Here is a 15,303-nt window from a genome sequence, read left to right as displayed (position 1 = left end):
GTCATAATGACGCATGCCAGCGTCAATGAAGAAAAGACAAACGCCCAGGCGCCCTTCTCCATGCGTGAACAGAGCACGGTCAGCAGCGGCAGCACTACGCCAAGCAGCGGGAACAGCCACAGGATTGGCGTCTGCTCGAAGTTCACCATCCACGCACCGGCTTCACGCACCACTTCTTTGCCCAGCGGGTTGGATGCAGCGTGATGATCGATGACGCTTTTCACCACATAGCCATCAATTCCGTATTTCACCCACACACCGGCTAATACGAAGCACACCATCATCACCAGCGCACTGATTTGCGCGGTGCCGCGCGCACGCAGGTGCAGATCGCCGTTGGTACGCATCTGCAGATAGGTCGCACCCTGTGTCAGGATCATCGCGACGCTGATCACACCCGCCAGCAAGCCAAACGGATTGAGTAACTGGAAGAAGTTACCGGTGTAGAACAGACGCAGATACTCATCCGCATGGAAAGGTACGCCTTGCAGCAAGTTGCCGAAGGCCACGCCAATCACCAGTGGTGGTACAAAGCTACCGATGAAAATGCCCCAGTCCCAGGTGTTGCGCCAGCGCATGTCCTCAATCTTCGAACGGTAGTCAAAACCCACCGGGCGGAAGAACAGCGAAGCCAGCACCAAAATCATCGCCACATAGAAGCCGGAAAACGCGGCGGCGTAAACCATTGGCCAGGCAGCAAACAGCGCGCCACCCGCGGTGATCAGCCATACCTGGTTGCCGTCCCAGTGCGGGGCGATGCTGTTAATCATGATACGTCGTTCGGTATCGGTACGGCCAAGGATGCGCGTCAGCATACCGACCCCCATATCAAACCCGTCGGTAACCGCAAAGCCAATTAGCAGCACGCCAATCAGCAACCACCAGACAAAGCGCAATACTTCATAATCAAACATGGTTGCTCTCCTTATCCACGTACTGACTGAGCGGCCGCTTTCACGGTCTCATGATGGTAGCGGCCAGTCTTCAGGCTGCTAGGTCCCAGACGAGCGAACTTGAACATCAGGTACATTTCCGCCACCAGGAAAAGGGTGTAGAGACCGCAAATAAGAATCATTGAGAACAGCAGATCGCCAACGGTCAGTGAGGAGTTCGCCACGGCGGTCGGCAGCACTTCACCAATTGCCCACGGCTGACGACCATACTCAGCGACAAACCAGCCTGATTCGATGGCAATCCATGGCAGCGGAATACCGTACAGCGCCGCCTTGAGCAGCCAGCGGCTCTTGCCAATGCGGTTGCGAATCACACTCAGGAATGACAGTGCGATAATGCCCAGCAGCAACACGCCACACAGCACCATGATACGGAAGGCGAAATAGAGCGGAGCCACACGTGGAATCGAATCCTGTGTCGCTTTCTGAATCTGCGCTTCAGTCGCATTCGCCACATCCGGGGTGTAGCGCTTCAGCAGCAAGCCATAACCGAGATCCTGTTTGCTGGCTTCGAACTGGCTACGCACCGCAGGATCTTTGCTGCCCGCGCGCAGTTCATTCAGCAACGCGTAGGCTTTCATGCCGTTGCGGATGCGCACTTCATGCTGCGACAGCAGATCTTTCAGACCGGTGACCGGTGTATCCACCGATCGCGTCGCGATCAGCCCGAGCAAATACGGGATTTGAATCGCGTACTTGTTCTCCTGCGAATCCTGATCGGGAATACCAAACAGCGTGAAGGCCGCAGGTGCAGGCTGCGTTTCCCACTCGGCTTCAATCGCTGCGAGTTTGGTTTTCTGTACGTCACCCATTTCATAACCGGATTCATCACCCAGCACGATAACCGACAGAATCGCGGCCATGCCAAAGCTGGCTGCGATACCGAATGAGCGCTTAGCGAAAGCCACATCGCGTCCTTTCAGCAGATACCAGGCACTGATACCCAGCACAAACATCGCGCCAGCGGTGTACCCTGCCGCCACGGTGTGGACAAATTTCACCTGCGCAACCGGGTTGAGCACCAGCTCGGAGAAGCTCACCATCTCCATGCGCATGGTTTCGAAATTAAATTCGGATGCGATCGGGTTTTGCATCCAACCGTTCGCCACCAGAATCCACAGCGCAGACATGTTAGAACCGAGCGCCACCAGCCAGGTGACCGCCAGGTGCTGGACTTTGCCAAGGCGATCCCAACCGAAGAAGAACAGACCAACAAAGGTGGATTCAAGGAAGAACGCCATCAAGCCTTCAATGGCGAGCGGCGCACCAAAGATATCGCCGACGTAGTGGGAGTAATATGACCAGTTGGTCCCGAACTGAAACTCCATGGTGAGACCGGTTGCGACACCCAGCGCAAAGTTGATACCGAACAACTTGCCCCAGAACTTGGTCATGTCTTTATAAATTTGCTTACCCGTCAGGACATATACGGTTTCCATGATCGCCAACAAAAACGCCATACCCAGCGTTAAGGGGACGAACAGGAAATGGTACATCGCCGTCAGGGCAAACTGTAAACGCGACAGCTCGACAATATCTAACATGATGACTCCTTGCTCCTCGCATGAATTTACTCTGCGGCTGACAACGGTAAACAACGAACATTGACGTGCAGAATAAGATCCAGGAACGACTGATTATTGATTCCAGTTTTATTACTGACAGAACAGAGAAATCTGTAGCCCGAAATGAGTGAGTAACAGTGTTGAAAATTTCCCGAAAAACCGATCGCTTCAATCTGTTTCGAGCGGGAGTGTGATGCAAGAAGGCGACAGAATTGCGCTAACAACGCCTGGCTCAAACTCCTGAAAATTCGCGGAAAAGACTGAATTGATGCAGCGCAATTTATACCGTTTGTCGTGCGTGATGCCAGCAGTAAAGTTTGTTATATCTCACCCTTTATTGATCTGGATTAAGACAATATTTTTTCAGATATGTAGTGTTAGCGTTGTTGTTAATTAGTTGTCATGATCGCGTGATGCAATTAAGGAAATAATTACTTCTCCCGTATTTTTTTAACGTTAATACCGGATACTCAGGTTTAATTTCCCCTGTGAGATCACGCACATTTTCCTATCTTTACCTTACCAACTCAGTAAGCATAGCCGCAGATTTTATCTCCGTTACGGTTTTTCCCTGCTTTTTGTGTGACTCTGCACAGGGCGTTGTGGCCACTGGCTACCCCCCCTCTCTTTCAGACATAAAAAAAGCCACCCGAAGGTGGCTTCATGCGCATCAACAGTGATGGCTTATTTGATTGGCAGAACTGCTTTAACGGCGTCGCCAATGTCAGCCAGGCTGCGTACAGTTTTCACACCGGCCGCTTCCAGCGCAGCGAATTTCTCGTCAGCGGTGCCTTTACCACCAGCAATGATGGCGCCTGCGTGGCCCATACGTTTGCCTTTCGGTGCAGTCACACCCGCGATGTAGCCGACAACCGGCTTGGTCACGTGCTCTTTAATGAAGGCTGCGGCTTCTTCTTCAGCGCTACCACCGATCTCACCGATCATCACGATCACTTCGGTCTGTGGGTCATCCTGGAACATTTTCAGGATATCGATGAAGTTTGAACCTGGGATCGGGTCACCACCGATGCCCACGCAGGTTGACTGGCCGTAACCAATGTCAGTGGTCTGCTTAACGGCTTCATAAGTCAGGGTACCTGAACGGGATACGATACCGACACGGCCTGGCTGGTGAATGTGGCCCGGCATGATACCGATCTTACATTCGCCTGGGGTGATCACGCCTGGGCAGTTCGGGCCGATCATGCGCACGCCAGCTTCATCCAGCTTCACTTTCACGGTCAGCATATCCAGCGTTGGGATACCTTCGGTGATGGTGATGATCAGTTTGATGCCTGCGTCGATGGCTTCCAGGATACCGTCTTTGCAGAACGGAGCTGGAACGTAGATCACAGTGGCAGTTGCGCCTGTGGCTTCTACCGCTTCACGCACGGTGTTAAACACTGGCAGACCCAGATGCGTGGTGCCGCCTTTGCCTGGCGTGACACCGCCAACCAGCTGCGTACCATAGGCCAAAGCCTGCTCAGAGTGGAAAGTCCCCTGGCCACCGGTGAAACCCTGGCAAATGACTTTGGTGTTTTTGTCGATAAGAATGGACATTATTTACCCTCCGCGGCAGCAACAACACGCTGCGCAGCGTCTGTCAGGCTGGTTGCTGCAATGATGTTCAGACCGCTGTCGGCCAGTTTCTTCGCGCCCAGCTCGGCGTTGTTACCTTCCAGACGGACCACTACTGGCACGTTCACACCCACTTCTGCAACTGCACCGATGATGCCGTCTGCGATCAGGTCGCAACGCACGATGCCGCCGAAGATGTTAACGAATACCGCTTTAACGGCATCGTCAGACAGGATGATTTTGAAGGCTTCGGTTACGCGCTCTTTGGTCGCGCCGCCACCCACATCGAGGAAGTTAGCAGGCTGGCCGCCGTGGTGTTTCACGATGTCCATGGTACCCATTGCCAGACCGGCACCGTTTACCATACAGCCAATGTTGCCATCCAGCGCAACGTAGTTCAGTTCCCACTGTGTTGCGTGTGCTTCACGTGGATCTTCCTGGCTTGGATCGCGCATTTCACGCAGCTCAGGCTGACGGAACAATGCGTTACCGTCGGCGCCCAGCTTGCCATCGAGGCAGATCAGGTCGCCCTGCTTGGTGATCACCAGCGGGTTGATCTCAACCATCGCCAGGTCGCGCTCCAGGAACATGGTCGCCAGGCCCATGAAGATTTTGGTGAACTGGCTAACTTGCTTACCGGACAGGCCCAGTTTGAACGCCAACTCACGACCCTGATATGGCTGAGGTCCGGCCAGCGGATCCAATGCCATTTTGTGGATCAGGTGCGGGGTTTCTTCCGCCACTTTCTCGATTTCCACGCCGCCTTCGGTGGAAGCCATGAAGATCACGCGACGGGTAGCACGGTCAACTACCGCACCCAGATACAGTTCCTGGTCGATGTCAGTCGCGGCTTCAACCAGAATCTGGTTTACCGGCTGGCCATCTGCATCAGTTTGGTAGGTCACCAGACGCTTGCCCAACCAATGCTCAGCAAATGCACGGATATCTTCCTTGCTGTTCACCACTTTCACGCCACCCGCTTTACCGCGGCCACCGGCATGTACCTGACATTTTACTACCCACGGACCTGCGCCAATTTTAGAGGCGGCTTCTTCTGCTTCACGTGGCGTAGCGCAGGCGTAACCAGTTGGAGCTGGCATGCCATAGCGAGCAAACAACTGCTTCGCCTGGTATTCATGTAAGTTCATGATGTTCTATCCATTCAGATATGAGTTTGGGCGCACCGTTGTGCGATGCGCCCGGCGAAAATTAGACGTCCAGCAGCAGACGCGCCGGATCTTCCAGCATCTCTTTCACCGCGACCAGATAGCCCACGGATTCACGGCCATCGATCAGACGGTGGTCATAAGAGAGTGCCAGATACATCATTGGCAGGATCACAACCTGACCATTGACCGCCATCGGGCGCTCTTTGATCGCGTGCATGCCCAGAATCGCGCTCTGCGGTGGGTTGATGATCGGGGTAGACATCAGGGAACCGAACACACCGCCGTTGGTGATGGTGAAGTTACCACCGGTCAGCTCGTCAACCGTCAGCTTACCGTCACGGCCTTTCACCGCCAGTTCTTTAATTTTCTTCTCGATGTCAGCCATGCTCAACGCATCAACATCTTTCAGCACTGGGGTTACCAGGCCGCGCGGGGTAGATACCGCGATGCTGACGTCGAAGTAGTTGTGGTAAACCACATCTTCGCCATCGATAGAAGCGTTCACTTCTGGATAGCGTTTCAGAGCTTCAACCACCGCTTTGATGTAGAAGGACATGAAGCCCAGACGCACACCGTGACGTTTCTCAAACGCGTCGCCGTACTGCTTACGCAGATCCATGATCGGCTTCATGTTGATTTCGTTGAAGGTGGTCAGCATCGCGGTGCTGTTTTTCGCTTCCAGCAGACGCTCAGCCACACGCTTACGCAGACGCGTCATTGGTACGCGTTTTTCGCTGCGGTTAGCCACAGCAGCCTGAGGTGCCGCAGCCGCTGCTGCAGGCGCCGCTTTCGCGCCGTCAGCTTTCTTCGCGACATGCTTCTCAACATCTTCACGCGTCAGACGACCGCCGACACCGGTGCCTTTAATCTGGCTCGCGTCGAGATTGTTTTCAGCGATCAGGCGACGAACCGCTGGGCTCAGCGCATCGTTGCTCTCTTCTTCCAGAGACGCGGTTTTACGCTGTTCTGGGGTCGCTTCTTTCGTTTCTACTTTCGCAGAGGTCTCTTTACCACCGCTGTTGCCTTCCACCAGGCGGCCTAACAGCTGGCGCGAGAGCACCGTAGCGCCTTCGTCTTCCAGAATCGCTTCCAGTACACCGTCTGCTGAAGCAGGCACTTCAAGCACAACTTTGTCCGTTTCAATCTCAACCAGTACTTCATCGCGACTGACCGCATCGCCGGGTTTTTTGTGCCAGGTTGCAACCGTTGCATCCGCTACGGATTCAGGCAAATCGGGAACCAGAATTTCTACGCTACTCATTTTCTTTCCTTTTAATTAACCAAGGTTCAGCGCGTCGTTAACCAGGTCTTGCTGCTGTTGTTGATGTACGGACATGTAGCCCACGGCTGGTGAAGCAGAAGCCGGACGACCTGCGTAACGCAGTGACGCACCGAAGGGAACCACTTCGCGGAAATGATGCTGACTGCAATACCATGCGCCCTGGTTCAGTGGCTCTTCCTGACACCAGACGAAATCCTGCACATGTGCATAATTTTTCAATACCTCCTGCACTACTTTGTGCGGGAACGGATAGAGCTGTTCGATACGCACGATGGCGACATCGGTCTGCTCATTCTTGCGACGCTGTTCCAGCAAATCGTAATAAACCTTACCGGAACACATCACCACGCGTTTCACTTGTTTCGGATCCAGATCGTCAATCTCGCCAATCGCCGGCTGGAAGCTGCCATTGGCCAGCTCTTCCAGGCTGGAGACCGCCAGCGGATGACGCAGCAGCGATTTCGGTGACATCACGATCAGCGGACGGCGCATACCGCGCAGCGCTTGGCGGCGCAGCATATGGTAAACCTGTGCTGGCGTTGAAGGTACGCACACCTGCATGTTCTGTTCAGCACAGAGTTGCAGATAGCGCTCCAGACGCGCAGAGGAGTGCTCTGGACCCTGGCCTTCATAACCGTGTGGCAGCAGCATCACCAGGCCACACATACGGCCCCACTTCTGCTCGCCGGAGCTGATGAACTGGTCGATCACCACCTGAGCACCGTTGGCAAAGTCACCGAACTGCGCTTCCCAAATGGTCAGCACGCGCGGTTCTGCGGTGGCATAGCCATATTCAAAGGCCAATACGGCTTCTTCTGACAGCACGGAATCCCAGACCTTGAACTGACCCTGGCCGTTATGGACATGGTGCAGCGGGGTGTAGGTTGAGCCGTTGGTTTGGTTGTGGATCACCGCATGACGGTGGAAGAAGGTGCCGCGGCCGGAGTCTTCACCCGACAGACGAACAGGAATGCCTTCATCAACCAAGGTCGCGTACGCCAGGTTTTCCGCGCCGCCCCAGTCAAATGGCTTGTTGCCTTCCGCCATCTCTTTACGGTCGTTGTAAATCTTAGCCACGCGCGACTGCACTTCGACGGCTTCCGGTACGCTGCTGATGCGGCGCGCCAGCTCTTGCAGGCGTTTGTACTCAACCGTGGCAGGATAGTTTTCATCCCACTCGTGGTTCAGGTACGGCGACCAAGTGAAGGAGTGCAGGCTCATCGGACGCCATTCTGGCACCACGCATTCGCCTTCATCCAACGCATCACGGTAGAGATTGACCAATTCAGTCGCATCTTCTAATGTCGCCACACCTTCGCTTTCCAGCTGATCGGCGTAGATCTTACGTGGCGTTGGGTGTTTCTTGATTTTCTGGTACATCAGCGGCTGGGTTGCACTTGGCTCATCCGCTTCGTTATGGCCGTGACGGCGGTAGCACACCAGATCGATAAACACGTCGCGTTTAAAGGTGTTGCGATAATCCAACGCCAGGCGAGTCACGAAGGCCACCGCTTCTGGATCGTCCGCATTCACGTGGAAGATTGGCGCCAGCACCATCTTGCCGATGTCGGTGCAGTAAGGCGTTGAACGCGCATCTTTCGGGTTCGAGGTGGTGAAACCTACCTGGTTGTTAATCACGATGCGAACGGTACCGCCCACTTCGTAACCGCGCGCCGCAGACATGTTCAGGGTTTCCTGCACCACGCCCTGGCCGATCACCGCCGCATCACCGTGGATGGTGATCGGCAGAACTTTGTTGCTGCTTGGCTCAGCCAGACGATCCAGACGTGCACGCACCGAACCCATGACCACTGGGCTTACGATTTCGAGGTGTGACGGGTTAAACGCCAGCGCCAGGTGCACTAAACCACCTTCGGTTTCAACGTCAGACGAGAAGCCCATGTGGTACTTCACGTCGCCGGTGCCGAGGTGCTCTTTGTGTTTGCCGGAGAATTCGTCAAACAGATCCTGTGGCTTTTTACCCAGTACGTTGATCAGGACGTTGAGACGACCACGGTGCGCCATCCCGAGAACCACTTCACGCGTACCGCTTTTGCCTGCATGGCGAATCATTTCGCGCAGCATCGGCACCAGTGCATCACCGCCTTCCAGTGAAAAGCGTTTTGCACCCGGGAATTTCGCGCCGAGGTATTTTTCCAGACCTTCAGCCGCGGTCAGCTCTTTCAGGAAACCTTTTTTCTCGTCGCTGCTGAATGACGCATGGCCGACCACCGATTCCAGACGCTGCTGAATCCAGCGTTTCTCATCGGTGTTGTTGATGTGCATGTACTCTGCACCAATCGAGCCACAATAGGTCTGCTGCAGCGCCGCGAACAGATCAGCCAGCTTCATGGTCTCTTTACCAATGGCAAAGGAACCTACGTTAAAGCTTTCCTGAAAATCGGCGTCGGTGAGATCGTGATAAGAAGGGTCAAGATCCGCAACCCGATCCTGTTTCCACAGGCCGAGCGGATCGAGGTTAGCGTGCTGATGGCCGCGGAAGCGGAACGCATTGATCAGCTGCAGCACTTTAACCTGTTTGGAATTAGTAGCCGGATCGGTGACTGAGGATGTGTAGCGGGTCGCATCTTTTGCCAGGCGGCGGAAATAATCACGCGTGGTGGAGTGAAACTGCTCAGGTTTCACGCCAGTGCCGGGCAGCTGTTGGAACAGCTCGCGCCACATTTCATCAACTGAGTCAGGATCGGTCAGGAAATCCTCATAGAGTTGCTCTATGTAGGATTGGTTCGCGCCGGCCAGCCAGGAGGAGTCCAGCCAGGGTTTCATCGCGCTGTTCTGCATTGTGATCCCTTAAGCATTAATCTGCTTTTTATGAGGTTTCATTTGTTGCCGCTTTCGCGGCTTGCCGTAGTGAGTTCAGCGATACGAACCTGTGCGCAACCGGCGCCTGGCCCGTAAGGGAACCTTTATAAGCGTGGTCAGTACCGCGCTTATAAAGGCTTCCGTAAACTGCCGGGAACCTTAAGTTCCCGGACAGTGACTTCAGTGTGTTACGCCCCGCGTTGCAGCAGCATCGACTTAATATGGCCGATAGCGCGCGTCGGGTTTAGTCCTTTCGGGCACACGCTCACACAGTTCATGATGCTGTGACAGCGGAATACACTGAAAGCATCGTTCAGATTGTCCAGTCGCGCATCGGTTTCGGTATCGCGGCTGTCGATCAGGAAACGGTAAGCGGCTAACAAACCTGCCGGACCGATGAACTTGTCCGGGTTCCACCAGAACGATGGGCACGAGGTCGAGCAGCAAGCGCACAGAATACACTCGTACAATCCATCCAGGTGCTCACGGTCTGCCGGGGTCTGCAGATGCTCGCGTGCTGGCGGATTTTCCCCATTATTCAACAGGAAAGGCTTAATCTTCTCATACTGCGTATAGAATTGTCCCATATCAACGACGAGGTCGCGGATCACCGGCAAACCAGGCAGTGGACGGATAACAATTTTCTTCGTGCCATTACCCAGTGCGGAGACTGGCGTGATGCAGGCCAAGCCGTTTTTGCCGTTCATGTTGAGGCCGTCAGAACCGCAAACACCTTCACGGCATGAGCGACGGAAGGCCAGCGTTGGGTCCTTCTCTTTCAGACGAATCAACGCGTCCAGCAACATCATGTCACGACCGTCTTCTGACTCCAGCGTGTATTCCTGCATACGCGGCTTGTCATCGACTTCCGGGTTGTAACGATAGATAGAAAATTCGAGTCTCATGATGATCTCCGCAATTAGTAGGTACGCGCTTTCGGCGGGAAGGCCGCACGCAGTTTCGGTTGCATGTTCACCTCACGGCGCGTCATGCTTTCCGTTTGCGGAACATAGAGGCTGTGACACAGCCAGTTAGCATCATCACGTTCCGGGTAGTCGAAGCGGCTGTGTGCGCCACGGCTTTCGGTACGGAAGTTTGCGGCGACCGCCGTGGCGTACGCGGTTTCCATCAGGTTATCCAGCTCAAGGCACTCGATACGCTGGGTGTTGAAATCTGGCGAACGGTCATCAAGACGCGCTGACTTCAGGCGTTCACGAATCACTTTCAGCTCTTCCAGACCTTCACGCATCGCATCACCTTCACGGAATACCGAGAAGTTGTTCTGCATGCAACGCTGCAACGCTTTACGGATTTCAACCGGATCTTCACCCGTGGTGTTGTTTTCCCAGCGGTTGAAGCGCGCCATGGCGGCATCAATGTTTTCCTGCGTGGCTTCGCGCAGTTCACCCTGCTCTTCCAGACACTCCAGCAGGTGCACACCCGCCGCGCGGCCAAATACCACCAGGTCGAGCAACGAGTTACCGCCGAGACGGTTAGCGCCATGTACTGATACACAAGCAATTTCGCCTACCGCGAACAGGCCCGGAATCACTTCGTCTTCACCCTGCTCATTCACGCGCAGCGCCTGACCGGTCACTTTGGTCGGCACGCCGCCCATCATGTAGTGGCAGGTTGGAATAACCGGAATCGGCTCTTTAATCGGATCGACGTGCGCAAAGGTACGCGACAGCTCAAGGATACCCGGCAGACGCGATTCCAAAACTTCTGCGCCCAGATGATCGAGTTTCAGCTTGATGTGCGGGCCCCATGGACCGTCACAACCACGGCCTTCACGAATTTCCACCATCATGGAGCGTGCGACCACGTCACGACCTGCCAGGTCTTTGGCGTTTGGCGCATAACGCTCCATGAAGCGTTCGCCGTGTTTGTTCAGCAGGTATCCACCTTCACCACGGCAACCTTCAGTGACCAGCACACCCGCACCGGCGATACCGGTTGGGTGGAACTGCCACATTTCCATATCCTGCACCGGCACACCGGCACGCAGCGCCATACCTACGCCGTCACCGGTGTTGATGTGCGCGTTAGTGGTGGACTGGTAAATACGGCCTGCACCGCCCGTTGCCAGAATGGTCGCTTTCGCTTTGAAGTAAACGGTTTCACCGGTTTCCATGCAGATAGCGGTACAGCCGACAATCGCACCGTCTTCATTTTTCACCAGATCCAGCGCATACCATTCGGAGAAGATGGTGGTTTTGTTTTTCAGGTTCTGCTGATACAGGGTATGCAGCAGTGCGTGGCCAGTACGGTCGGCTGCCGCAGCGGTACGCGCCGCCTGCTCACCGCCGAAGTTCTTCGACTGACCACCAAACGGACGCTGATATACGCGGCCGTCATCAAGACGGGAGAAAGGCAGACCCATGTGTTCCAGTTCCAGAATCGCTTCCGGACCGACGTGACACATATACTCGATCGCGTCCTGGTCACCGATATAGTCGGAACCTTTAACGGTATCGTACATATGCCATTCCCAGTTATCTTCATGGGTGTTACCTAGCGCAACGGTAATACCGCCCTGCGCCGATACGGTATGAGAACGGGTTGGGAAAACTTTGGATAACAGGGCACAAGTCTGGCCCGATTGGGAGATTTGCAGAGCCGCGCGCATTCCCGCGCCACCCGCGCCGATCACCACGGCATCAAATTCTCTGACTGGCAAACTCATTTACACACCCCACACAACAACGATTCCATAAACGGCATACGACAACAGCGCGACCACAATCACAAACTGCAGCAGCAAGCGGGTTGCTACTGGTTTAACGTAGTCGGTCAGGACCTGCCACATACCAATCCAGCCGTGGACCAGAATCGAGAACAGCGTCAGTATCGTAAACACTTTCGTGAAGGCAGAGGCGAAGAAGCCGTGCCAGGCGTCATAGGTCAGGGTGCCGGTCATCACCACAAAACCAAGGATGTAGATGATGTAGAGCGTCATTAAGATTGCAGCAGCACGCAGTAACAGCCAGTCATGAATACCGTTGCGTCCTAATGCAGAAGCATTGCTTACCATACGAGGACTCCAGCCAAAATTGAGAGCACGACAGTGATACCAAAAGCCGCTTGCGCGGAACGGGTTCCCACCTGCAGGGTTTCTTCCATAAAGCCAAAATCAGCCAGCATATGACGAATACCGCCCACGACGTGGTACGCCAGCGCAGTCAGGATGCCCCACATGATGAATTTGGCGAAGAAGCTGTCCATGATGGAAGCCGCTTGCTGGAAGCCTTCAGGAGAAGAGAGAGAGAGACCCAGTAACCAGAGCAGTATTCCGAGAGCGACAAAGGTGATCACGCCGGAGACGCGGTGGAGAATGGACGATATTGCAGTAACGGGAAACCGGATCGTCGAGAGATCCAAGTTAACAGGTCTTTGTTTTTTCACGGTTTTGCCCACACAGCTCTTTTTTATTTTGCTTCCTCCGGACCTGAGTCGCATCAGAGCACAGCGCGTGTTCAGACTGCAACCGCCACCAAAAAAGCAACATCCAGTGTTAAGTGAAGCGAAAAAAACGCTGGGTGGCTCCTGGTGTCAGGGTATTCCGGAGACCTGGCGGCAGTATAGGAGGATCACATTCTGATTACAATTCCCCTACAATCTCTTTGGTCACATTTAGGCTGAACAGTGATCCGACTCACGAATTTCACAATTCATACATTTTTAATTATCTGATTTGACAAAAGATCAACATTTCAGTTACAAACAAACGCATTAAAGCCCTATGATGCACAAAAGTTATGGGGATACACTTTCCCCTAAGCTCAAGTTATGTAACATTGCCTTTACGAGCAACACAAAGCATCAGGTTATTGGTTACCAAGAAGTTATGTCGTGACAGGATCTTTAACATCCGCGCTGTTCAGCATGTCATGCCCGAACGCCACCGACTGGCCCTAATACATCTCCCTGTAACCCTGCACGACAAACGTTACCGCAGAGTGATACTGTGAAGATTGTGGTTTTATACAACATGAAGGCTATTCTGGTGTCTAAGATCCTTACCTACTAAGGCGCTATGGAGACGAAAAATGACAGATAAAAAAGTGACGCTAACCCTACAAGATAATGCTTCCGTTGAACTGGATGTGATGCAAGGTACGCTGGGACAAGACGTTGTTGATGTCCGCACACTTGGCAATCACGGCCTGTTCACTTTCGATCCCGGTTTCACCTCTACTGCGTCATGCGAATCTAAAATCACTTTTATTGATGGTGATGAAGGCATTCTGTTACACCGCGGCTTCCCGATTTCCGAACTGGCAACCCACTCCAACTACCTCGAAGTGTGTTACATCCTGCTGAATGGCGAAGCTCCGACCCAAGCCCAGTTTGAAGAATTCCGCACCACCGTTACCCGCCACACCATGATCCACGAGCAAATCACCCGACTGTTCCATGGCTTCCGCCGCGACTCGCATCCGATGGCGGTCATGTGTGGTGTCACTGGCGCCCTGGCGGCGTTCTATCACGACTCCTTAGACGTCAACATTGAACGTCACCGTGAAATCGCTGCCTTCCGCCTGCTGTCCAAAATGCCGACCATGGCAGCGATGTGCTACAAATATTCGATTGGCCAGCCGTTCGTTTACCCACGTAACGACCTGTCCTACGCAGGCAACTTCCTGCATATGATGTTCGCCACACCGTGTGAAGAGTACAAAGTGAACCCGGTGCTGGAACGCGCCATGGACCGTATTCTGATTCTGCATGCTGATCATGAGCAGAACGCCTCTACCTCAACCGTGCGTACCGCCGGTTCTTCTGGTGCAAACCCATTTGCCTGTATCGCTGCGGGTATCGCTTCGCTGTGGGGACCGGCACACGGTGGCGCCAACGAAGCTACCCTGCGTATGCTGGAAGAGATCAGCACCGTTGAACACATCCCAGAATTCGTACGTCGCGCGAAAGATAAAAACGATTCGTTCCGTCTGATGGGCTTCGGTCACCGTGTTTACAAAAACTATGACCCGCGCGCCACCGTGATGCGTGAAACCTGTCACGAAGTGCTGAATGAGTTGGGTATGAAAGATGACCTGCTGGAAGTGGCGATGGAGCTGGAACATATCGCGCTGAACGACCCGTACTTCATCGAGCGTAAACTCTATCCAAACGTCGATTTCTACTCTGGCATTATTCTGAAAGCGATGGGTATTCCTTCTTCCATGTTTACCGTCATTTTCGCGATGGCGCGTACCGTGGGTTGGATTGCACACTGGAAAGAGATGCACGACGAAGGCATGAAGATTGCGCGTCCACGTCAGCTGTACACCGGTTACACCGAGCGTCCATTTAACTCGGCGCTGAAAAAGTAATCCACAGCTAAATGAGTGTGAAAGAAAGGCTGCCATTTCATTGAGATGGCAGCTTTTTTATTGTTCGCATTATGGTGTCAAAACTGACATCCCGGGCACCAGTAAAATGGCCGCGACGATAGCGTGCCCTTCTCAATCAGCGTGCCGCAGCGCCGACATCTCTTGCCCTGGCGATGAAACACCTCAAAGCGAAACGCCGCATCGGCATGGTATTTCTTCATACTGCCGCGCATCTGATACGACAAACGTGGCACCGCCAGCATCGCCTCACTTAATGCATTGAGCTGTGCCTCAGTGAGATCCTGCGCCCGATGCGATGCCAGCAATCCGGCATGCCATAAAATCTCCACACGCAAATAGTTACCCAATCCCGCCAGAAAGGCCTGATCGAGTAACAATCCGCTGAACTGACGGCGACGAAAACGCGGCGATAGCAGCCGCTCACGCACCTCTGCCACCGTTAAAGTGGCATCGAGCACATCGGGCCCCACGCGCTGCAGAAAGGGATGTGCGCCGACGGTATCTGCATTGAGCAGTTCGATATCCGAAGCGCTGTAGAGCAGGATGGTCTGTTCGGCGTTTGCCAACCGCACGCGCAAC

The 15,303-nt window shown here is 54.1% G+C and carries 12 protein-coding genes; 1 reads left to right on the top strand and 11 read right to left on the bottom strand.

Going from position 1 to position 15,303, the window contains the following annotated elements; all coding sequences use genetic code 11:
- The 10 genes from cydB to sdhC all read right to left on the bottom strand — a co-directional run.
- On the bottom strand, nt 1-914 hold a 914-nt coding region (gene cydB, locus H7A81_RS18895; protein WP_182058386.1), incomplete at its 3' end, for a cytochrome d ubiquinol oxidase subunit II.
- A gap of 11 nt (nt 915-925) precedes the next feature.
- A complete protein-coding gene (gene cydA, locus H7A81_RS18890) occupies nt 926-2,497 on the bottom strand; it encodes a cytochrome ubiquinol oxidase subunit I (protein WP_182058385.1) in 1,572 nt (523 codons plus the stop codon).
- 705 nt (nt 2,498-3,202) lie between these two features.
- Nucleotides 3,203-4,078, bottom strand: coding sequence for a succinate--CoA ligase subunit alpha (gene sucD / locus H7A81_RS18885; protein ID WP_034829155.1), 876 nt, complete (start codon nt 4,076-4,078; stop codon nt 3,203-3,205).
- Nucleotides 4,078-5,244: an ADP-forming succinate--CoA ligase subunit beta gene (gene sucC, locus H7A81_RS18880; RefSeq protein WP_034829153.1), complete on the bottom strand. Its 1,167-nt coding sequence runs from the start codon at nt 5,242-5,244 to the stop codon at nt 4,078-4,080. Before sucC ends, sucD begins: the two co-directional genes overlap by 1 nt.
- A gap of 61 nt (nt 5,245-5,305) precedes the next feature.
- On the bottom strand, nt 5,306-6,526 hold the full coding sequence (gene odhB, locus H7A81_RS18875; protein ID WP_034829152.1) for a 2-oxoglutarate dehydrogenase complex dihydrolipoyllysine-residue succinyltransferase: 1,221 nt from the start codon (nt 6,524-6,526) through the stop codon (nt 5,306-5,308).
- Between the two features lie 15 nt (nt 6,527-6,541).
- On the bottom strand, nt 6,542-9,349 hold the full coding sequence (sucA, locus tag H7A81_RS18870; protein ID WP_182058384.1) for a 2-oxoglutarate dehydrogenase E1 component: 2,808 nt from the start codon (nt 9,347-9,349) through the stop codon (nt 6,542-6,544).
- Nucleotides 9,350-9,558: 209 nt separating this feature from the next.
- A complete protein-coding gene (locus tag H7A81_RS18865; RefSeq protein WP_034829149.1) occupies nt 9,559-10,275 on the bottom strand; it encodes a succinate dehydrogenase iron-sulfur subunit in 717 nt (238 codons plus the stop codon).
- A 14-nt stretch (nt 10,276-10,289) separates the two neighbouring features.
- Nucleotides 10,290-12,056: a succinate dehydrogenase flavoprotein subunit gene (gene sdhA, locus H7A81_RS18860; RefSeq protein ID WP_034829148.1), complete on the bottom strand. Its 1,767-nt coding sequence runs from the start codon at nt 12,054-12,056 to the stop codon at nt 10,290-10,292.
- A complete protein-coding gene (gene sdhD, locus H7A81_RS18855; protein WP_182058383.1) occupies nt 12,057-12,404 on the bottom strand; it encodes a succinate dehydrogenase membrane anchor subunit in 348 nt (115 codons plus the stop codon).
- Nucleotides 12,398-12,829 carry a succinate dehydrogenase cytochrome b556 subunit gene (gene sdhC, locus H7A81_RS18850; RefSeq protein WP_176505733.1) on the bottom strand — a complete coding sequence of 144 codons (432 nt, stop codon included), beginning with the start codon at nt 12,827-12,829 and terminating at the stop codon, nt 12,398-12,400. Before sdhC ends, sdhD begins: the two co-directional genes overlap by 7 nt.
- Before the next feature lie 590 nt (nt 12,830-13,419).
- Between sdhC and H7A81_RS18845 the strand changes: the two genes are divergently transcribed.
- Entirely contained in the window at nt 13,420-14,703 is a 1,284-nt protein-coding gene (locus H7A81_RS18845; protein WP_034829145.1) for a citrate synthase, read from the top strand.
- Nucleotides 14,704-14,780: 77 nt separating this feature from the next.
- Here H7A81_RS18845 and nei read toward each other — a convergent pair.
- A partial coding sequence (nei, locus tag H7A81_RS18840; RefSeq protein ID WP_182058382.1) for an endonuclease VIII occupies nt 14,781-15,303 on the bottom strand: 523 nt, incomplete at its 5' end.

This window comes from Pantoea sp. ME81, from assembly GCF_903970985.1.
Lineage (GTDB): Bacteria > Pseudomonadota > Gammaproteobacteria > Enterobacterales > Enterobacteriaceae > Pantoea > Pantoea communis.
The sequence above is the reverse complement of the archived record's forward strand: the minus strand, read 5'-3'. Positions and strand labels throughout refer to the sequence as shown.

Excerpts from the sequence above, each read along its gene's own strand:
- cydA (WP_182058385.1), bottom strand. The coding sequence starts at position 2,497 with ATGTTAGATATTGTCGAGCTGTCGCGTTTACAGTTTGCCCTGACGGCG.
- sucD (WP_034829155.1), bottom strand. The coding sequence starts at position 4,078 with ATGTCCATTCTTATCGACAAAAACACCAAAGTCATTTGCCAGGGTTTC.
- sucC (WP_034829153.1), bottom strand. The coding sequence starts at position 5,244 with ATGAACTTACATGAATACCAGGCGAAGCAGTTGTTTGCTCGCTATGGC.
- odhB (WP_034829152.1), bottom strand. The coding sequence starts at position 6,526 with ATGAGTAGCGTAGAAATTCTGGTTCCCGATTTGCCTGAATCCGTAGCG.
- sucA (WP_182058384.1), bottom strand. The coding sequence starts at position 9,349 with ATGCAGAACAGCGCGATGAAACCCTGGCTGGACTCCTCCTGGCTGGCC.
- H7A81_RS18865 (WP_034829149.1), bottom strand. The coding sequence starts at position 10,275 with ATGAGACTCGAATTTTCTATCTATCGTTACAACCCGGAAGTCGATGAC.
- sdhA (WP_034829148.1), bottom strand. The coding sequence starts at position 12,056 with ATGAGTTTGCCAGTCAGAGAATTTGATGCCGTGGTGATCGGCGCGGGT.
- sdhD (WP_182058383.1), bottom strand. The coding sequence starts at position 12,404 with ATGGTAAGCAATGCTTCTGCATTAGGACGCAACGGTATTCATGACTGG.
- sdhC (WP_176505733.1), bottom strand. The coding sequence starts at position 12,829 with ATGCGACTCAGGTCCGGAGGAAGCAAAATAAAAAAGAGCTGTGTGGGC.
- H7A81_RS18845 (WP_034829145.1), top strand. The coding sequence starts at position 13,420 with ATGACAGATAAAAAAGTGACGCTAACCCTACAAGATAATGCTTCCGTT.